The sequence below is a fragment of the Microbulbifer variabilis genome (assembly GCF_052468405.1).
Genome location: NZ_CP174343.1, coordinates 2,130,094 through 2,151,437, shown reverse-complemented (window position 1 = coordinate 2,151,437; position 21,344 = coordinate 2,130,094). Strand labels below are relative to the sequence as shown.

Genomic DNA, 21,344 nt, shown 5'->3' with positions numbered 1-21,344 from the left:
GATAGCGAAGGAGGCCAGCTGGCTGTAGGTTGGTTAGCTTCCACACAAACAAGCCAGGAACCCTATGGGAACCAATACCAACCAGCTGACACTGAAAGAACGATACCAGATCGAAGTCCTCAGCGGACAGAACTATTCGGCTCGAGCGATAGCGCTAAGTTATATACACAAGTTTTTTCAGTTTTGTTATAAAAATCAATGAGTTACAGTTTTCACGGTATAGGAGCTACAAATTTGGCTAGATAATTATGCAGGACTAGGTCAGGCACGAAGTGAAAAATCAGGTTATGGGTGACACACGATTGAATAAGCGCTTGTCCAATATTCTCAGTAATTTAAGTTCTGACCCAAAGAGTAGTATTCCCTGTGCAAACAAGTCTTGGGCAGAAACCTTTGCAGCCTATCGATTTATCGAAAATGATAAAGTCAGCTTTGACTCCATTATGAGTGGTCATAAATCAGCCACTCTTGAAAGAATCAAGGTTCAACCAGTTGTTCTTATCCCTCAGGATACCACTTTCCTAAATTTTGCTACCGATTTAGAAAGCAAGGAAATGGGAACACTCCGACGTAAAGAGACTAATCAGCAGCTCCTGCATACGTCTATCGCTATATCGCCATCCAGAGATAATCTGGGCATTATTGAGGGTAGTATGTGGCAGCGAGATAAAGAATCTAGAGCTAATTCTCGCTATACCAAGTCGATACAAGATAAAGAGAGTCGACGTTGGCTAGACCATTATGAATCAGCTTGTGAGATACAAGAGCACTGCCCTGAAACCACGATTGTGAGCATCGCAGATAGAGAGGGGGATATTCATGAGTGGTTTCAATTAGCTGAAGATCAAAATGAACAGCGGCGTGCAAGCTATATTGCTCGAGCTAAGGCTAATCGTAGTTTAGAGATCGAAGGAGAAGATACGACTTTACTTTGGGACTATATGACCAAACAGAAGTCTATCGGGAAATACTCAGTAAGTATCCCCAAAAGGAATGGAGAGCCAGGAAGGGAAGCTAAGGTCAGTGTATCCATTGCAGAAGTAAGATTGCAGGGAAAAGGAAAATCAAAACGACCTCTTTCTCTCTACGCAGTCTTTGCTAAGGAATTAAGCCCACGAGAAGGGAAAAAAGATATTGAATGGATGCTGCTGACCGATCTTGCCGTTGAGGACTTTAAGCAAGCGAGGATTATTATTGAGTGGTATCGAAGTCGATGGGAAATTGAAACCTATTTTAGAGTGGTGAAAGGCGGATGCCAGATAGAAAGTAATCGCTTTAGAACTGAGCAGCGAATGCTGAACTGTATTGCAATCTATATGATTATTGGGTGGCGTCTACACTCCATGACAACACGAGCACGAACGCTTCCTGATACGTCGTGTACGAAAGTCTACTCTGAAAAAGAGTGGCGTATGATATGGATAATGCAAGCTAAAACCTCCCCACCAAATGAAGCTCCATGTATGAGAGATATAACTCGTATGTTGGCAGGACTTGGAGGCTTTCTGGGGCGGGGCGGCGATGGTGAGCCTGGAGTTAAAACCGTTTGGCAGGGGTACACTAAACTTCTCCATTATATGGAAGCAGCGGAGGCTTTAAATGGACTTAAATGATGTGTATAAAACACAGCGATAGCGTTACAGCTCAATCGTTCCAACAAAACCATCTCGCGAGAGCTTACCCGCTTTTATCCATACTGTGCCGAGAGCGCTCACCAAAAGGCTCTGCAGAGGCGGCATGGGGCTCGTAAGCACACCAAGTTTGATTTCGCCATGAAAGTGCAAATCGACCATCAGCTAAAAAACGCTAGCCCAGAACAAATTGCTGGGAGAATGAGGCTTGAGAAATGTGAAAAAAGGGCCAGTTGCTCAACAATTTATCGCTGGATAGGTCGGCTTAATTGGAGGCTGCGGCTGCCACGGAAAGGCAAACTTTATCGGAAGCGTACAGACTCCGAGGCAGGAGTAAAGCTCATTCCGGAGCGTATTGACATTGAAGAGCGACCAACGATTGTTGATGAAAACACAGAGCTTGGCCATTGGGAGGGCGATACGGTTTATGGTCAGGATAGCTATCTTGTGACATTAGTTGAGCGAGTTTCTAAATTGTTACTCACTCGTAGGGTACCCAATAAGAGTAAGAAGACAGTAAGTCGTGCAATCAAGCAGATGCTAAAGCCGTATCAGGCAATATGTAAAACAATAACCTTCGATAATGGAGCCGAATTTGCGGGCCACCAGTTGATTGCGCGGAAACTGAGATGCAAAATATATTTTGCAAAACCTTATCACTCTTGGGAGCGTGTATTGAACGAAAACACGAATGGTCTACTGAGGCGTTTCTTCCCGAAGGGTATAGAAATTGGCAAGATACCAAAAAGCCATATCGATGATGCAGTGTTCCGAATTAATACTCGTCCAAGAAAGGTGTTAAATTACTTGAGTCCGCTGGAATTTCTAGCGGGCAGGCGTGTGTCATTTATGTTGGCAATCTAGGTTTTACTGGACGTCTACACAAGGAAGATCTTGGGTCAAATCCTGCAGGCGCCCCCAAAAATACTGCGTTGGCTTGGCATTTATACCTTCTTGCTGAAATATTTCTTTCGCTTCTGCGGCTGCCGTTATACCGGCTAAGGCATGAGCGCGGTCACAATCACAGATGGCTAAATGTTCAGCTGCCCGGTAATGTTCTATAGCGCTATCAAAGTTGCCAGCAGATTCGTAATAGAAAGCGAGGCGGAAATGCTTATCCAGTTCCTTTTCCCCACGGGATGGCTTTCCCGATGGATTAAGAGGCCTCTTTATTTGGTCGCAATCAGCTGGGGATTCAGCTGAGACAGCATTTTTCGAAGAGTTCGCGAATTGTGTCGGTACTTCTCGATAATTATCTAGTGATTGGTCGCAGCCAATAAGAGCCGATACAATGAGCGCACATGCCGCTTTTTGCATTAGGCTGTAGCTCCGGCATTGACCAGTGCCTGCTCAAACTCCTCAGCGTAGCGTGCTATATTGTCCGCTTTATCCATAGCGTTGATAATTTGTCGCGCATAGCGGTAATCGACCATCTGTCCCTTCTCTGGATCGCCGATGGAATGCCTTAGTGCTTTTCCGGTGAAGATTCCTAGGAACATGCCGTAAAAAAGGATGATCGTTGCATATTTTGGAACTTTCACAGCATCGGGGTCTTGGGTAAAGTCTGGGCACTGAGGGTAATGTTCACGTACTACTGGCGTCAGCTTCTCGTAGTTGCGACGCCCGGTTAGCTGCACAAAGCCGCGACCCCGGAATTTATACCCATCGCCCGGCTCAGTATTCCCCAGGTCTTTTCGGAAGTCGTACCTGGTAAAATAAGATTTAGAGCCATATTCTGTAATTGGTTGCATAGTGTATGCCGTTTCGTGAAAAGTCGTTGCGAGCATATAAGCCAGCCAACCAATACTACGAATTTCCCACTGAATTTTGAAATTTCCGCTCGGCTGAGTCGGCGGGTTTTCCCAGAAATTCAGAATAACCTCCATTCCATTAACCTGTTCCTGGGTCAAGCTACCTTTGAAGATGCCTTTGTGTATATCTTCGTAGAAGGTTGACCTTTCCATTTGAAGAGCAGTTCCTGGGGGCTTTTCGGGTACCGATGGGGCCGGTTGTGGTTCTATAGGTAGTGGTGACGCCTGACTGGTCTCGGCTTGTAGTAACGCTTGTTCGAACTCCTTAGCATAGATTTCAATACTACGTGCCTTATGCATGCTGCCAGTGACTTTACGTGCATGGAAGTAATCGACTATCTGTCCTTTATCTGGGTTACCAATATATTGTTTCAGTGTTTTATCGTTAAAGAATCCCAAAATCATACTGTAAAACAGTATTACCGTCGCATACCGTACATCTCTTACCGCTTCGGGGTCCGTGGTAAAATCAGGGCAATTCGGGTAAAATTCACGAACGACTAAGGTCATTTGCTCGTAATTACGGCGCCCGGTTAACGGTAAATAGCCGCGCCCTTTAAACTTTACACCATCACCTTCCTTGGTATTGCCCAGATCTTTGCGGCCTTCATATAACTGAGTAAAGCGTTCATTACTGCCAAACTCTGTGCCCGGTTGCATAGTGAATGCCGTTTCATGAAAAACCGTTGCAAGCATATAAGCTAGCCAACCGATATGGCGAACCTCCCAGTGAGCCTTCAAATCCCCAGTCGGCTGAACGGGCGGGGCTTCCCAGAAATTAAGGATCGCCTCCATTCCTTCAACCTGTTCAAGATTCAGGCGTCCCTCGAATAGATCTTCACGAATACCGTCGTAGAATATTGCACGATCCATAAAAAGCCTCCCTAAAAATTTTTAGTAAGTAATAAAAAAGGGGAAGGAAAGAATACACTGCGCTTGGACCGTATGAAGCATGGATGCCGATTACGAGCATACAGGGATGTATTCATAGCGCGCCTCGAGCGCTGTGTATTCTTTCCTTCTGACCCAGTAGTAACTTTACCTTTCCTCAAAGTAACTGTGGTCTATGGATTGCTTTGCTTACAGTGGCTGGCAGCTAATCAGGCATCTATTTCCACACCCATGGCTCCGATAAATTAACCGTGTCGCCAATAGTATTATCGCGATTTTTAAGCCGAAAATTGACGACAGAATACCCCTTTACTTAGACAGAAACTCATTGGAGCGGTTTAAAAACCCTTTTAAGGAGAAACTTTTAAGAATCACATGCGCAAATGTTCCAAGCTCACTTATCGTAGTTGTGAATCAACTTCGTAGTGTTTTCAGCACCACAATTGTCTATTGATGGCCCAATCTCGATATTCTACCAAAACTTATGGTAGAGCTTCTCAAAAAGGAACTATTTCATAAATTCAGTTAAAAACACACTGCCGCAAGCTTGATAATTTTTGGTGTCAGTTTGGCATTGGCAACCTCACAAAAGCGTTCTTTGAATAGCGCTAGCCAGCCTTTAATCTCCTATTCTCATCTTATGCGTTGGAATAGTAGAGATCAGTAAAATATCAGTATCCAAGTCGGTAGTTTATCCTGTATTAATCATGATAATAAAGTAGATATAGAATTTAACTACTATTCTTACCAATAGCTGGAATCGTGCTACTCCCGAATTATCCTCAGTGAAGGAATGTCCGCTTAATAGACCGAGAAATTGCCATGAAGAAGCTGAGCGAGCAATTTAATGTCATTAGTGACGCCCTGGATCTACGGGATCGCTATTATGAGCCCCGCCTGTCTCCCATACCCTGCCTGATGCCCCCTCCCCAAGACCTCACTATTCTCAATCAGGGGCAGGATGGAGCCTGTACCGGATTTGGTTTGGCTGCTGTAATTAATCGTTTGTATCAACAACAGAATCAAAATGTCTTAGTCAGCCCCTGGATGATTTACAACATGGCGCGCAGATACGACGAGTGGCCTGGGGAAACCTATGAGGGGTCAAGTTGTCGGGGAGCGATTAAGGGGTGGTTGAATACCGGTGTTTGTCTCGATTCCCTTTACAAGAAAGAAGATGGCGACACCCCAAATTTTGAACAACTGGAAGATGCTAAGTCTCGAACTATCGGCGCCTACTATCGAATACGCCCGGATATTACTGAGATGCACTATGCACTTCAGGAGACCTACATCATATACGTATCAGCAATGATCCATGATGGTTGGTTTAAACTTCGCAGAAACCCTAACGGCGAATACGTTATACCAGCCAATAAACAACAGATAGGCGGGCATGCTTTCGCCATAGTTGGATATAACACCGAGGGATTTTGGGTTCAGAATTCCTGGGGCAGGGATTGGGGGGACAATGGGAAAGCCCTCTGGCCTTACGAAGACTGGTTAAACTCAGTACTGGATGCCTGGGTGGTACAAATTGCCCTGCCCACGCCGCAGATATTTGACCAATTACGCCGAGCCGGTACCCGGTCCACTGCCAATCTCGCAGCATCCGCTACACCAAGCCGCAATGAGATATGGAGACACTTTGTACATCTTAATGATGGTAATTTCCGTGACGGCGGTAAATACTGGAGCAATGAATCTCATATCGCGGCTATAGCAGATAACCTACACCGAGAGAAAACAAATTTCGATCATTTACTTTTTTATGCACATGGTGGCTTAAATACTGCGAAGGACTCGGCGCGTCGTATCGCAGCGATGAAAAATGTTTTTATTGAGAACCGCATCTACCCCTTTCATTTTATGTGGGACACTGGCCTTCTTGAGATTATGAAGAGTATTCTGACTGATAAATCTGCCCGTGCCGAGCGCATTGCAGGAGGCATACGAGACTGGTTCGATCGTCGAATTGAAAATATGACTCGTTTTCCGGGTCGAGCTATATGGGATGAAATGAAACAAAATGCGGCGAAACCTTTTGAAAGTCAAGATAGCCATGGCTCACGCACACTAAAACACATATTGAACACGCTGAATGAAATAGGCAATAAGCAGGTACATGTGGCTGGTCACAGTGCCGGAGCAATACTTCAAGCACACCTGTTAAAACGTTTATTTAGAGGTAATATGTTCAACAAAGTATCCAGCTGCTCCCTGCTGGCACCGGCCGCCAATTATGACCTCTACCAGCATATTTACAAACCACTGATTAAGAATCAAAAATTAGAATCAACCACCATTTACAATCTGTCCGCAGAAGAGGAAGAAGATGACAATGTCGCTCGAGTCTATGGTAAATCTCTCTTATATCTGGTCTCCAATGCTTTTGAGGAAAAGCGTGGAGAAGCACTCATGGGCATGCAGATCTACAACGATCAGATTCCAATGAACGAGGTAAAAATTCATTACAGTCCTTCCAATGCCACCAAGAGTAAAACACATGGTGGGTTCGATGAAGATCCGGCGACGATGAATAGTCTGCTACGCAAAGTTTTAGGTAAAAAACCGCCACGACCATTCACTGCTGGAGATTTGGAATATTGATTGGAAAGGTACTCTAGTAGCTTGAAGACATTTATAGAAATCACTTTATGTCAGCCATGCACAGCAGGATGATGAGACATTCGATGAATTCAACCTGAATAAATTACATTTGTTGGAGCAACCATATCTACCGCATACTATTTTCTGACTATACGACCCACTTCACCGATTAAGATTCCATTAAGTGACTCCTGGAACACCTTCAGCTGTACTTAGTCGACCCTAGCATTAATATTAAATGAGAAAGCGAGGTGACATACATGATCATTGAAAATGCCACAATGATAGTGGGGATCATCTTGGGAGGAATCTGCCTCCTCGCTGCGGTATACAACCACATTAAGCATCAAAATTTCGGGTTGGGAGGTGTCGTACTTGTAATGTTTGGCTCGATGCTACTTGCTTTATCTATCTGGGGATCCGTGGAAATATGGATAGGAGATTCTGGAGCAAAATTTCAACTTAAGGAGGATTTTGGTGCAGAGAAAGCGGAGCTCAATAACCAACTGGAAGAGCTGCGTTTAAGATTGACCACCAATAGAAAAGATATTGACAGAATGGCCGAACATATTCCACGTGCAACTATTAGCCCAGCGCAAGAAAAAGAAAGAAGGGCAACTCGGGAAAAATTTGAAAGAAATTCGCATTACTCTATCCTCATATTCAACAAGGCCGCACAGCAGGAAAATGCAAAGACTATTACTAAAGATTTACTTGAAGCCGGATTTAAAACTTCTGCAACTGAGACTGATCTAGAGGAAGCAAAACAACAATTTCCAACCAATGTAGCATGGGTGGTTTACACAGAACGAGGGGAAAGGATACTTCCTGAAGTTAGAAGAATTTTATCCCAATCAACAACAGATATCCGCTTCGAGATTGACTCGAATCCAGTCTCTTTACGCCGGGGGGACATCCAGGTTCTATTGTTCTAACCCACTCGGGTTATTGCAGATGATTTTATTATCAACATACGGTCCCGAGCACAGTGTATTCCTTCCCCCTTTTTAGTAAGTACTTCCAAATACCACTGTAATCTTATTAATTTGCACCAATGGTAGTTGCTGCCCATTAACTGTGCCAAATAAGGTAAATCCAATATTGAGCCGTGCATTATCGGAAGGGAGCTGGCTATTCTGGAACCACTGCCAGACTTGTGACGCAACACTCCGTGCTGTCGTCGATGGAGAAAACGTGTCTAACTCAAGCGCGTTGGCTAACAAAACGGAAGCTTCCGCCATCAAATGGCTACTACCGCTGTTATCACTTACCAGCGAGTAGGCGTAACTAATTCGCAAATTAATCCTGGGATTAATAGCAGCGAAGTTGACCGAAGAAATAGGCTCGATAATATCTTCCATCACTTGCTGTAAAGTAGCCTCACTCATCGGTCCAACAGCGACGGGATTAAGTGATTCCCGTTCAACTAACGGAATAGTTGCATTTACAAAGGAGGTTTCGTCCGTTGTGTAAATAAACAGTGGATTGGTTTTCTCATTGGGTACTAACTCGGCGTTGCGAACAATCCATGAAGTGAAATTGGCAGACTGATAAGCCAGTATATCTAGGGGTGTCCAAGTTAAAGTTAGAGGACTAAACAGGGGGGCAGCTGGAATACTGTGCTGAAGCTCCCACCATCCGTCTTTTTCCGTAGCCTGGCTAGAATCCGGCTCCCAAAGGTTATCTTCATTCATAAGATCCTTAAAGGAGAGAGAAGGCCAGATAGCAGGATTCTCGTTATCCCGATCAGTTTGCCCTTGCAGTGTCAGCGTATTCAGTGCGGTGTTGACACCAGGGTCTCCGCTCAGAGTGAGATGGAAATGGTCGATCTCATTATCTTCAACTAACAAGTCTTCGGCGATATCCCAATTGGTGGGCCAAGACTCTGCAACATTATTTACCAGTGTGACAAAACTTGAAACAAGCTCGGATGCTTCCCCACTAGTGTTACCCTGGGAAGCGGTACCACTACTATAGGCTTCAGACAAAATATTATTTAATTGGGCCGACAAGGCCGGATACTCTTGGTGAAATTCTGCAAGAGCTGTAAATAAGGCATCAGTAACTCCTAGATTTTTTCTGGCCTCAGTGATTCGCCGTTGCCCCGGCGCGATCGGTTGGTTGCGGATAATATCAAAATACAGGTCATCTTGACTGGCAATATCGGTGCTTATTTGCACCGTATAGGTCCACTCCATCGCATCGAGAATTTCATCGCGAAGCTCTGAAGAGCCGGATAACTCCGTTAACTGTTTGGCTCCAGTGCCACTGTGGGACAACAGTGTTGGCAAGGCTGGCTCAAAAGGCAGGGGGATCGGGATGATAGCATCCGTATTGAGTGACGCCTGGGCAGTGATAGGCATCAGCAGGGGCGCCTCTTCGGGCAGTGCAAATTTTACCCAGGAACTGGGTACGTAGCCGAGAAATTTGCTACCTTCTTCAAAGTTATGTTGCAAGTAGCTGACATTGTATTGCAGTGGTAGCTGAATACTGGAGTGATCCTCCGGTGTGGTAACACTAAGCAAAGAAGTTGCCCACTGCTGGCCTGTATCAAGGCTCAGATAAACCGCTGAGAACTGGTATAACTTGTCGATATCAGCGTCGCTTTTATTCAGTGCATCATCATTAGGTTGGGCAATGCTGCCAAACAGTTGTGGTGCCTTTTGTGGGTGAGTGCCATCTATAATTTCTGATGCATTAATATCAGCGGGCACCTGAACAACAGTGGAAATGGTGTAGGCACTGGTAAGGTTTACTAATAGCGCTTGCCGCAACCGCTCCTGAGCTTCTCCGATATCACCCTGTCCTTCATCCTTCTCTAAAATCGACACCAGTCCGCTAGGTATTGATGTAGCAAGAGTTTGTTTGCTCGCCATTAACTGATCGTAGTAATCAGTGTTATAACGCTGATCCAGCAGCGCCACTGCGATACCAAATTCTGCCGTTAGAAATGCTTCCACAGCCATCAAAAAGCTTTGGGCCCATGCATCCATATCGATATCATTGTACTGGATATCATTGACCATACCGCTGCGTGGTGTCGTATTCAGTGGCCGAAGCGCAAAATAAACCGGATCGCTGCAAAAGCTTATATCAAAGCCTTTAATTTCACTGAAGCGAACGGCCCATAAATCAGGAACTTGATTACTGTCATCGGCCACTTGTTGGACTGATTTCTGCGCCAGTTTCAATACGCCTCCAGCCTGATCAAAATCAGCAAACGCTGCTTCGAAATAACGGGCAAAGTTAGTGATTCGATTACTGTCCTCCGCGATCCAGTCTGTAGCCATCCCCTGAGCAATAGGGAAAGGGGGTAAGTTAAGTTTTGCCGGGATATGAAATTGCAGTTCAGCGGCTGCAGGCAAGCATGTCTTTGCCAACGGATAAACCAGTGAGCTGTCGCGCTTCATCGTCAGACATGCCGTGATCTCAACAATATCATCTGGTTGCTCCAAGACATCACTAAAGGCGACGGGAAAGTTAAATTGTGTGCTAATCGTAGGCTCAGTCAATGAGGGCACCGCATTGAAAACAGCATCATTGACTTGCTGGTTGATATATTCCAGTACCTGCTCTGCAAAGTTAAGCAGTTCACTTTGAGGGTTACCAATGCTCACACTTCCGGTCAGGCTGGTAGTAACCGCTAGGGAGGTATTGCTATCGGTAAGTTGGTCAATGATCAAACGATAGCGAGTTTGAATAGCTTGCCACTGCTGTTTCTCATCAGCAGCAAGTGAGGAGAATTCTGGTGAGTGTGTAGCCCCGACTATGCCTGGATTAAACTCCATAGACAGTTTCAGCAGTGCCGTATTGTTGTTATGATCAATAAAAAAGAATCCACTCTCCACCCCCGGCCACTCTCCGGGGCTGATAAGAGGATCGTTATAGAGCGGCGTAATCGTATCTCTGTGTTGTATGTTCAGCGGGTTGCCGTATAAATCACACAGACGGAATCCCAAATCTGTTTGTTGGCCGATAATATCGTAGCGATTGGCTATTATCTGGGAATCCACCTCTGGCCATGTTTCCTGTAGAAAGGCAAACACCGGAATGACCTGGCGCAGTTGCAAACAACCATCTGCCTGTGGGGAAAGCTCATCCTCGCTCTGGGTGGGGCCCACTGGTAAACTCCAGACCGAAGCACGATAAGTGCCGTTGCCTATTAGCTGATACTGAAGCAGGTGGTAAAGTTCATTGACCCGAATCTGCGGCAGATCACCGTTCGCCGGAATCTGGATCAAATCATCATCACTAACAGGTGTCCAATTGATGGCAAAGCCTATATTGCCGGCTTCATAGGTGGGCTGATAATTGGTGAGGGGCACACCATTCATATCGAATACTTCGGCAGTCAGGGTGGGAGCCGGACTGTCACATTCCACCCACAAGGAGTTTTCATAGGGGGCAAGAGCCACCCTATTGTTCCCAGCATTCTGACACTGAACCAAAATAGTAAAATCAGCGGTTCCACCAGAAGTGCCTAGAACAGTGCCTTGGTTGGGGTCAGTCGGAGAGTCAGTAGCGTTGGCGGTATCCGCAAACAGATCATCGGGCAAGCCCCCACCCGAGCTAGTTTTATAATAGAGATAAAAGCCTTGGGCCCGAACAACGCTCAGCTCCCATATTAGACGCAGGAAATTTTTCACATCACTTAAGGGAGCGAAGTCGGAATTATCTGCTCCTGATAAAACGTTAAACGTGTGGGCGTGCAAGGCACTGACTTGTTCTACTTGATTTAAAGTCGAGAGGTTCAATTTGGCCAGTAGTACACTGGGGTCCAAATCGTCCGAACGCAGTTTGTCACTGCCGGGGCACTGGTAGAGCAAACTGATGCTTGCATTGGACAAATCACTTTTCAACGCCTGTTCAATCAAATCCCGGGTGGCTTCATCAGTGCCGTTTAGTTGGTAGATATTCGCTGAGGAGTCAGCTTCCGCTAGTAACCCCGATGAGCGGCCCATAGCGCTCTCTGTAGAGCTTTGAACTTGACGCAGTGACAGCGGAATAGCCAAACTTGGAATCGCTTCTACATCCGCTCCGAGAATAGCTGCTCCGCTGTCGACCCTTTCCAGTGCGAGCTGCACGCCCTGCTTCTGCGCAACTAGATTCATCAGCGGCTGAGGTAGGGTATACAGGGTACGCGCTTCATCCGGCGCGTCCCAAGCAAGGCTGTTTTTTAAGTTGAACCCCAAGGGCGTAGCTGTCAGCGGTGGTAGTGCACGGAAATCAATGGTGTTTTCTGCGGGACTGGTGGGTTGAGTTGATGATCTAACCGCCTGCCAGTTAGGGTTTGGGGCCGAAGGTAGTTCAGTAGGTAATTCAATCTCCGTTTGCACCCTATCGGGACTAACACCATTAAAGCTAATCCAAGCGGCCGACTGGCCCGGTGAGAAGCTCAAACAGGCTTCCTCTGTAGCGCTCCCTTCACTGGCCGAAAATTGCTGGCCAGACAATTCGAATAGGGAAGCCACGGGAAAATCAGCGATGATTTCGGGGCTCAATTGAGGCGGCACCTTATCTGGCTCAGGTAATTGCAAGCCTGACATCAGATAACGTGAACCGAACCCCGCAACACTGGCATAGTCAAGTTCATCCAGCAAAGTACTGAGTTCCTGCCCTGGATCACTGGCAGCGGCATGGGCGCTGACTAAATCGACATACCGGAAAGGGTCTTCCGACAAAGCTGCAGAGGCAATGGCAATATCTTTTTGCAGCCTTTGATCGATATCTTGCTCATACTGTTGAGCTGCCGGAATCAACAATGAAACCACATAACGCGCGATCAAAACAAAGTAATCTGTAAACAAAAAGCTCGCCATGCTGGGACCTGTTAACGGCGAGGTCTCTGCTGTTTCGAGAATTTCTGAGCCGACCCCCGGCACTTCTGAACCGATAAGGCCCAGATTGTCAAAATACATGTCGATGGCCTCTAGGTAATTGGCCGGGGTGCGATTAAATTCACTGAAATCTACACCATTGTCACCGCTCTGCAGACGTAATTCATCGAACATGGGTAATATGGCTGCTGTTTGCAGAGTTTCTTCAGAAACCTGTTGAAAGCTGCTGATACTAAAAACCAGATTCTCTTCAAAATAAGCTTTGAGTTTTTCCACAAAACCATCAGTGCCGCCGAATAGTGGACCGGGCTCTTCTGTTCCGGTACCGAGATTATCAGAAAGCCTTTGTAAGGTTTGTGAAAGCGGTATTTCAACAGGTGTTGGAGGGACAAATGTCAATAACCAGTGTACCAGTTTAATAATGAGTTGTTCATAGCCGGTAGCCGTCCCAGGCGACTTTAATGGCACTTCACCGGGCGCCGGGCTCTCCATCACCAGAGAACCAATAAGTTTGATTGATGCTGTATTCTCGCTATAAACCACAGTAGGTTGAAGCAGGAAAACCACTTCCAGCTCCGCTAGACTCGATTTTATGGGTGCATCAGTAAACTGTTCTTTTTCAAAACCTTCACGTATAAAACGAGTTGGAACACTGAAATTATGTAAAAGCTGGACAGGCTGTTTCATTTCTCTACGTATACGTAGGGAGGCGTTTTTGGCCCGTTCTGTTAGTATGTCCGTTATGCTAAATTCGGGGAAGCTGAGACCAGGTGCCGAAGGACCGTCAATAGATGCCGGAGTACCACTTCCCACATAAAAAGTGTGAGTCACTGTAGTATGGAATGACAAGTGGATACGTATAAATACCACTTTAACCGAGACACTCACTCTCACAGAAGCCGAGACCGGAATGACTGTTTGATAGCCCGTTTCAAAGGCAATACCTGCAGTGGCAGTGAAGCTCACTGTCACAGTGGCCTTAATAATTCCCAGGTTCACGGAGCCTTTTAACAGCACTGCAATACTGGCGGCGCCGGAAAACCAATAGTGATCTGGCGGTTTGGCTAAGGAATTCCCCGAACCATTTTCATTGGCTCGCCAAGCCAGCAAGCCCTGCATTGAGACCGCCACTGTAGCAGCTAAGGACGCACTCAATGGCCCGGCCTTGATACTCAATCCCGCACTTACCTGAATGCCGATACCAAATTCAAGAATAGGATTGTAATTGACACTCGGAGTTGCACCTGGGTTATTTCCGCTGCGCAACTTCGCAAAATAGAATCCAGCCCAACCGGTAAGAACGCTGACAGAGATACCAATAGACCGCTCCGGGCTCACGGGCCAGCCTACATTTATCCGAAAATCACCATTGGTGTAAACCCAAATGGAAAAGCTAGGCAGTATAAGAATAAACCCATTAAGCGGAATTCGACGCATCGCATAGGGCAACGTCAGGGAGCCATAGTAAACGCCGAGATTTGGTCCTAGCTTCTGGTAGAGAATTTCAAACAGCAGGCCACTGAAAAACGAAGGTGGTGTGGACATAGGCACCGAAATTTCGAGGCCATACATAACTGGATCATTGAAAAGAACTCTCAAGCGGAATTCACGCAGCGAAAGATCTACAGCAATAAACCAGTCTCGATCGGGCTGATAAAACTCTTTAGCCAGCTCAGTAATGATGGTAGCCGGATCATCGTCCACCAACTGATTTTCCAGTTGGTTGAATATTTCCTCCATGGGGTTAGCAGATTCGGCAACCTGAAGCCTGGGACCTACCCGCTGACCGATACCTAAATAGTGCAGCTTGAAAGCCGAAATTGAATTCTGGGAAGGTATTGGGAAGGGAAAATTAACCAGTTGTTCAGTAGCGCCAGCATCCTGACTAATAGTTTTTCCCAAAGCTGATGGCGTTGTGGGCGTTTTGATTTTTGCTTTTACTGTCAGGCCGTCACCATCACCGTCATAGCCAATTAATATAGCCAATACCTGTATATTGGGCTCAAAAGTAATCTCAACGGGACCATAACGGCCGGTACCGCCTATATTCAGTGGCTGATCGAGTGCCAACTGAAGATAGGCGGCAGTATTGCCCTGCGCTGTGCTGGGTGTCACGCTAAGCGAAGGCGTGATGTTCAGATCCATGATAGCCTGCCAAGGCCCGGCAGGGATGTCCGGAAGTGAAACCCCCGTCGCCGACTCCAGTTGGCTGCTAAAAAGATTCCAGACATCATTGATAGATAGTGACTGAGTTGTTGCGAGAGTCAAAGAAAGAGGTCCCCCCAACAACTGCATATCTAATTCTAGGGGAACATCAAATGCGCTACCTGTCGCCTTGAGTACGAGATTTGTCATGGTGCTGTTAGAATGAAATTCGATACCGGTTGGGAATTTTAAGTATTGATCCGTTTAGTGAGCAATCCTAGCCATTGATATGTTCTTCCTCCGGAGGCTCATCACCAGTTGAACTGATTTCAACCCCAATAGAGTCCAAGCTAAGGCTGCTAACGATTTCGATTGGAGTTTCCGGGGTCGCAGTGACACCGATACTATAGTCATGGCTTTTTGTATCCACCGATAAGCTCCTGATCGTAATGTCAGCCTGGAAAATTATACCCAATCCAGCTTTTATTTTATCCAATGGGCTGACATTTGGGATTGAACTGATTAATCCTTGGAGCGCCTCCTCATTAAGGCCTGTACTTAGCTTGTCATCGAGCCAGTTAAGAAAGTCATTGATAGTTCCAAGCGTCACCGGATTGCTTAAGCTAAATTTAATCCCGTCAGTAATCTTATTAAGATCCTGACTTGTGACGGGAATTTTATCACCATTGTAATCAAATGTAGCGCTGATAGCTACATTGTAACCATTATTAGCATTTTCGAGAGGGAGCGTATTCATAGCGATTACCTTTTAAGTTTTTGCTTATTGCTTGTTACGGAAATTTTTAATTTATAAATCAGGCAATAAAATCAATAAATCATCATCTATTTCACGGATTCGCATCGGCCTATCCCAAGGGCGGTACATCCTTGTGCCGCATTAACCCATTAACTGGTTAGTTGGCTAAGTTAATCGTAATTTGCCTCTACGTAAGCAGGCTAATCTCTGTAAATATTGATCCTCAGATCTTCAAATACAAAGTTTCCACTTCCAAAAGGTTTCCAGGTACCTTCCACTACCACAGTCTGCGGGGATGGGCCTTCTCCGGGCAGCCAGTCGACCACCTTATTCCACAATGTAACAACAGCAGCTGGCCAACCTGTCAACGGCAGCAGTGGTAATGACAAGCCGTAGGTTTGATTGAGCCATAGCATTAGATCGTCTACGATTTTGCTAGAGGAACTCATGATTAATCATTCTCCGGTTTAGCTGATAAAAACCATGCCAAGTTATTAGCATAGGTGGGAATGACTTGCCCCGGTGTTGTTGTTCCAGCAAAAACCGTGAAGTCAACCATTATCCCTGGGGGGAAACTGTAGCCAAAAGCGCTCAGTTGAACATTATTGAACAATATGGCATACACGGTTTGACTGCCGTTTTCCAGGTCGACTTTAAGCAGGTTGGCATCACCAAATGCTGTCTTCAGTACACCTTCGAGTTCAAAACCACCAGCACCGGCGGATAACTGTGGCAATTGGATAAAAAGTGCGGCGGCGTCGTTATCCGGTATGGTGGATGAAGGCCCCCAGGCCAAAAGCACCTTAGCTTCCAGCTTGGCATCCGCACCAAGAGCACCGAGCGAGCCGAGTAACATGTCGTACTCCAAAGCATATCTCGGCGCGCTGGTAACGTAAGTGCTAGGCGGACTAGCGGCTTGGTCGGGAGAATCCAGCAATGCTGGCTGTACAAGTGAATCCGCATTGATTGGGTTGGATTCCAGCTGCAAGATATTCACAGCGGTAGATCCGGTATTGGTGGCATTAATTGCCTCTTCTTCGCCAACAATAAAACGGCTGAATTTTAGCGGAATGCTGAACAGCAGACTATTAGGGCGAATGGCATCAGTACTCGGATCTGCAGTCATAGCCGTCAAGTCCAGAGTGACTCGTTTACTATCAGGCACCGTTATACCCACTTCATTAAGAGTAAAATCTACATCAACAGAAAGATTTGAGATTGCCAAACCTACATCGGGCCCATCCTTGCACCCATAGGAAAACAAATCCAGCTGATCACTGTCTGGGAACGGGTTGGGACAAAACCACAAGGCACCACTTAAACTGAAGCGCGCACGGACCTCGGTTGTACCTTTTTCTTGTACCGGCTGGCTGCTCACCGGTACCAGACTTGCCTGATTAAATTCTACTTTCTCCAACACTCTTACGTTGGGCACTACTGGATCAATATTGGGATCATTTACTATAAATTTGTATTTAAACTTCTGTTCACTAATAAATGTCATCCGGCCGACACCATCACTACCGGCCTGATACTGCCCTTTGATACTTATGGTGTTCAGTTTGGAATCGACTGGGGGATGGATCAATTGAACATCTCTACCCATCAATTGATTGAGGGTGAGCCCAACGCTGGTATTAAACTGTGTAATACTGGAATTACTAAACACCACCACCAGTGTTTCTGTTTCGTAATCCACTGGTGTATCACACAAATCAGGGTTCGAAGGCTGGCCATTGCCGTTATAAAATATAACTCCAAATAAGGACGATTGATCGATCTCTAATTTCCCAGACTTGGCCTCAACATCCATCATATTACCCTGAATACCCAAATGGTGCGCACGCAGGGGCCCGTTAACGCCTCCCAGGAGCATTTGTAAATCTGCCGGCATGCCATTGCCATTAATACCTGTGTTGAGAAATAACACTCCTGTCCAGGCTGGATCATTCACCAGGTTATTAAAGTGTTCGAAAGGATCGCCGGGCACTCGTTGCTGAGCAAAGGTAATATAGTCATCGATCAGTGCTGAGGTCGCCTCTGGATCACTATTATAATGCTCTGCACCGGTCCATAGCCCCGGATTAGCAACCAGCTCTGCGACACTGGCTGTAGTATTAAACTTAAAAATCATAATGAGCTGTGCGTCCGGATTTTCACTATCAAAACCCAGCTCAAATTGAAAACCACTGAGAAAAATCGTCGAGTCAAAGCTCCAGCATTCAGAGGGTTCAGTTACGATAAAAAAAAGCTGATTTTGTGTCAGTATCAGCGACAGGTCTGCAGGGAATTTTGGAGGGGAACCATAGGATAAAAACTGCAGCTGGGTCTCCGGAATCGGAGGGTCGGCATTCAGCATAGCTGGCTGCTTGGCCAGCACCACTTTGTTCCAACTACCATCGTCATTGAGCTCAATTAGCAGCCCTTGGGGCGTAGTAGAGCTAAGCATACTTGAAGGGCCCAGCAGACTGCCCCCAGGGAGAAATACTGGTCCCTCAGAATGTAAAGTCAATTGACCATGGCGGGCACTGCTGAGAATGGTCGCCTCAAAGCGACTGATTTGTTCGCTGTTTAAAGGGGAAGGAGCGGAGAAAATACCGCCCAATGGCACACAGGGGAATGCGGTACTGTTAGATAAAGTTGCCAGGCGAGCATCGACGCTATTTGAAAAGGGGCCACCATCCTGTTCAATAAAAAAGCTTCCAGAGCTAGGTTCGCCAAAGTAGTGCCCCTCTTCAGTCAGTACCTGCATCCAGGATGTGGTGTAGTCGTTCTGAAGTAAATCCAAATTACTGGGTGGTGAGTCAGATGGAGATCCGCTAACCGAGAATGATCGCGCATAGGCAGGCTGATCGTTGATAAACTGTATTTTAGTACCCTCAGAAATTCGCAGGAATTCCTGTGAATAAAGCCCGGGCATAAGCTCTATTATCGAGTTCTTGCCATCAGCTTCTATATTTTCAAGTGTAAAAATCCCTACGGGCGAAAGATATAAGTTGCTGGGAAAGTGAGCGGGCAAGCCACTTATATCTTGATCCTGCATTTTTGAAAAGCCAAATCCAGCACCGATTTCGCCGTTGACGGGTAAAACTGTACCCGGATCATAGGGTGATAATTTTACCGGAGCACCTTCGGTAGTGAAAAAATAGCTGGAAGCAATGGCTTTGGCTTCGGTTGCCCATTCCTGATTATCAGAACGATTTGTGACATCCAACTGTAAGCGTGTAGCGAAGAAATTCGTAGGAAGAACGGGGTTTAACCAAAAATCAAAACCGACTGTTCCTTTTACATCTGTAAAATCGAACATAGGAAATTGGATCTCATCCGACACGGATTTCCTGCCATTCGAGGAGATTTCAGGGATATATTTAAAATGACAGCCAGTTGCGGCTACTAGTTTACGCAGGTGGCAATCACTCAATCCAAATGGAAAATTCAAGCTACCGGCAGCCAGTCCAGAAAAGTACAGCTGTATTGCCGAACCTATGGGGGATAGATCCGGCCACGCAACATAGAGCTCTTTATCTGAATCGTAATGAAATAGCTGGAATGGTGATATAGTTCCCGGTAACGAAAACCTCAGAACAGGAGAACCTTCTTCCACCCCAATGAGCTCAGCCTTACTTCCTGGTATAAACTCTAATTTAAGTTGCGACCAATATAAGTTTTCAGAGCATCGTACTTGAAAATTAAACTCTGTGTTTAGTATGCTGATAGCTGGTATATCCTTTGGTAATGATTGATTTTGCAGCCATACAAGTGCATGTTCAGGTTGTATAGTACCGGTAAGGTCGGGAAAACAGGTTTTAGCTTTCTCGATAAAGTCAGGCGCTTCTTGTTGACTCACTTCTACGCCTATAAAAATATACCAACCTGACATTTCATTCCAAGTGTGTTCGAGTGTAACTTTCGCATGTTTTGGCGAATGTTGGGAGCTATGCTGGGCAAGAATTAAAGAGGGTGGTGAAAGTAAAAAGTATACCCACAGTGACTGCTCGCCAATATAAGGGTGGTTCTCTGGTGGCGCTGAAATTAAGTATAATCCTTGGCAAATTTCCGTTAACTCTTCTGATAAGACGCCGGCAAAACTTTTTGCTCCATGCTTTTCACTCATATTCTATTATCCGAAATTAACAGAACACAACTTTCGCCATAGCGGTGCACAAACACCAAATTAACGTTCATCACCTCATAGGCGATATTTACGGCCGCATAAAAGCTGTCTCGATATGATTTTTACCCCTTAAAAACATTTGATACCTTGGTGGTTATATATAACGCCAACCTACAGATATTTTCACAGCCTTAGCCGATACTACCAGCATTCTTTACTGAGGATTAGTACCCTTTGCTGGCATATTAAAAAATCATATATTAATTTATAGATTAATTGTTGGGTGTTATATCCCAACATTACTTCGGGCAGTTTTACGCAGCTATAGTGCTGTAGTCACTATACCGTTCGTAAATGTTGGCAACTTTTCCACAACTTTGGTCCAGATCTAACTCGCCAAAAAGTCTATTCATAAGGTACTGATAGAACTTGCGGCGCTTCCAGCTGGCAATTGAAATAACCGTTGCTTTATCCGTTTTCTTCGCTTTTCTGTCCTCAGCTCTCAGTAAATTTAGGGCTGTCAGTGTTGCATTTACTTGTAGATCGATAGCTTCTTTTCGAGTTGACTGGCAGTGGGTTAGACCTGTGTACTGTTTGGCATCCCTGAACAAAAACTCTATTTGAAACCTTGACCTGTAATAGGCGATCCGTTTCATTGCATCTAGCTCTGTGTCTGCCGAATACAGCAGTGCATACCCATCTTTGTCGCCGTTAGTAGACCTCGGCATCACAACGCGAATAACTCTTTTCAAAAAACTTGCATAGGCAGCCTTTGTATAAACTTCAGTCGTATCATTCAGAGCGCCAACATGATCAAAACGGTTCAGGCCAGCTATAAAGTCAACTTTTCCATCGTATTTTTTGGGGCGTCCAATGCCGCTTTAAACGCCTTCATATAGCCATAGCAGGTTTGCATCAGATCGCAACTTGCCAACGATGTGTAACCCCGTTGGAATGATGTTCGCAACAAATTTCACCTTGCTATAGTAGGTATCTGCAGCAGGATACTTAATGCCGAGATCAAGGAGTGTTGGTGCAAGTTTGACGGCATGGTTAGCATATAGCTCAATTCGGGATCGGCCTTCTTCGTCTATTGTCTACTGGGCATCCATGGCATAGGCAGTATTCGACTTCAGGTCAGTGATGCTGATTATAGAGATTTCAAGGCCACGTTGTGAGGCTCCGGTACCACCATTGTAATACCAGCCAACTTCCTCTGTTGTTTTCCTGGTTTATTGATAAAACTAGCATCTATAGCCGCCACACATTCATCGTTGTTTGGGAATGTCTGCATAAATAATTCTGCATTGAACTTAACGAAGTCAAAATTCCGACGAGACCATCGACGATAGCGCTTTTCACTGGCTAAACTGTATCGCTCCATGTTCAGAAATGTCGCCTTCCCCTGAAAAACCATCAGTACAGTAAATAGCGTGAGTATGAAATTTCTCCGTGGTTTTTTGACATTGGACATTCGAACGAAAATAGCTTTAACTCCGTTTTCCATAGGCAGGTACTGCGTCAATTTGATCTGAGGACCTTATTTTT

Annotated in this window: 11 protein-coding genes and 1 pseudogene; 4 read left to right on the top strand and 8 right to left on the bottom strand. The window is 45.6% G+C overall.

Annotation, left to right across the window (positions count from 1 at the left end):
- Positions 1-272: 272 nt before the first annotated feature.
- Both ACJJJB_RS09730 and ACJJJB_RS09725 read left to right on the top strand, forming a co-directional pair.
- On the top strand, positions 273-1,613 hold the full coding sequence (locus ACJJJB_RS09730; RefSeq protein ID WP_444946639.1) for an IS4 family transposase: 1,341 nt from the start codon (positions 273-275) through the stop codon (positions 1,611-1,613).
- An 18-nt stretch (positions 1,614-1,631) separates the two neighbouring features.
- Positions 1,632-2,495 (top strand): annotated as a pseudogene (locus ACJJJB_RS09725) (IS30 family transposase); the annotation flags it as partial.
- 3 nt (positions 2,496-2,498) lie between these two features.
- Here ACJJJB_RS09725 and ACJJJB_RS09720 read toward each other — a convergent pair.
- Positions 2,499-2,948 (bottom strand): hypothetical protein, encoded by a 450-nt coding sequence (locus tag ACJJJB_RS09720; RefSeq protein WP_444946640.1) that lies wholly within the window; start codon positions 2,946-2,948, stop codon positions 2,499-2,501.
- Entirely contained in the window at positions 2,948-4,315 is a 1,368-nt protein-coding gene (locus ACJJJB_RS09715) for a hypothetical protein (RefSeq protein ID WP_444946641.1), read from the bottom strand. The genes ACJJJB_RS09720 and ACJJJB_RS09715 overlap by 1 nt, the downstream gene beginning before the upstream one ends.
- Positions 4,316-5,155: 840 nt before the next feature.
- On the opposite strand from ACJJJB_RS09715, the gene ACJJJB_RS09710 reads away from it, so the two are divergent.
- Positions 5,156-6,943 carry a C1 family peptidase gene (locus tag ACJJJB_RS09710; RefSeq protein WP_445366154.1) on the top strand — a complete coding sequence of 596 codons (1,788 nt, stop codon included), beginning with the start codon at positions 5,156-5,158 and terminating at the stop codon, positions 6,941-6,943.
- 260 nt (positions 6,944-7,203) lie between these two features.
- Positions 7,204-7,878 (top strand): hypothetical protein, encoded by a 675-nt coding sequence (locus ACJJJB_RS09705; RefSeq protein ID WP_444901460.1) that lies wholly within the window; start codon positions 7,204-7,206, stop codon positions 7,876-7,878.
- 72 nt (positions 7,879-7,950) lie between these two features.
- Here ACJJJB_RS09705 and ACJJJB_RS09700 read toward each other — a convergent pair whose 3' ends face one another.
- The 6 genes from ACJJJB_RS09700 to ACJJJB_RS09675 all read right to left on the bottom strand — a co-directional run bounded on the left by ACJJJB_RS09700 (position 7,951) and on the right by ACJJJB_RS09675 (position 21,303).
- On the bottom strand, positions 7,951-15,135 hold the full coding sequence (locus ACJJJB_RS09700) for a hypothetical protein (RefSeq protein WP_445366153.1): 7,185 nt from the start codon (positions 15,133-15,135) through the stop codon (positions 7,951-7,953).
- 67 nt (positions 15,136-15,202) lie between these two features.
- Positions 15,203-15,682 carry a hypothetical protein gene (locus ACJJJB_RS09695; protein ID WP_282953286.1) on the bottom strand — a complete coding sequence of 160 codons (480 nt, stop codon included), beginning with the start codon at positions 15,680-15,682 and terminating at the stop codon, positions 15,203-15,205.
- A 200-nt stretch (positions 15,683-15,882) separates the two neighbouring features.
- Positions 15,883-16,131: a hypothetical protein gene (locus ACJJJB_RS09690; RefSeq protein ID WP_282953287.1), complete on the bottom strand. Its 249-nt coding sequence runs from the start codon at positions 16,129-16,131 to the stop codon at positions 15,883-15,885.
- Between the two features lie 2 nt (positions 16,132-16,133).
- Positions 16,134-19,013 carry a hypothetical protein gene (locus ACJJJB_RS09685; RefSeq protein WP_445366152.1) on the bottom strand — a complete coding sequence of 960 codons (2,880 nt, stop codon included), beginning with the start codon at positions 19,011-19,013 and terminating at the stop codon, positions 16,134-16,136.
- A gap of 1,097 nt (positions 19,014-20,110) precedes the next feature.
- A complete protein-coding gene (locus ACJJJB_RS09680) occupies positions 20,111-20,623 on the bottom strand; it encodes a transposase (protein ID WP_445366273.1) in 513 nt (170 codons plus the stop codon).
- A gap of 323 nt (positions 20,624-20,946) precedes the next feature.
- Positions 20,947-21,303 (bottom strand): hypothetical protein, encoded by a 357-nt coding sequence (locus ACJJJB_RS09675; RefSeq protein ID WP_444901465.1) that lies wholly within the window; start codon positions 21,301-21,303, stop codon positions 20,947-20,949.
- Positions 21,304-21,344: the final 41 nt, after the last annotated feature.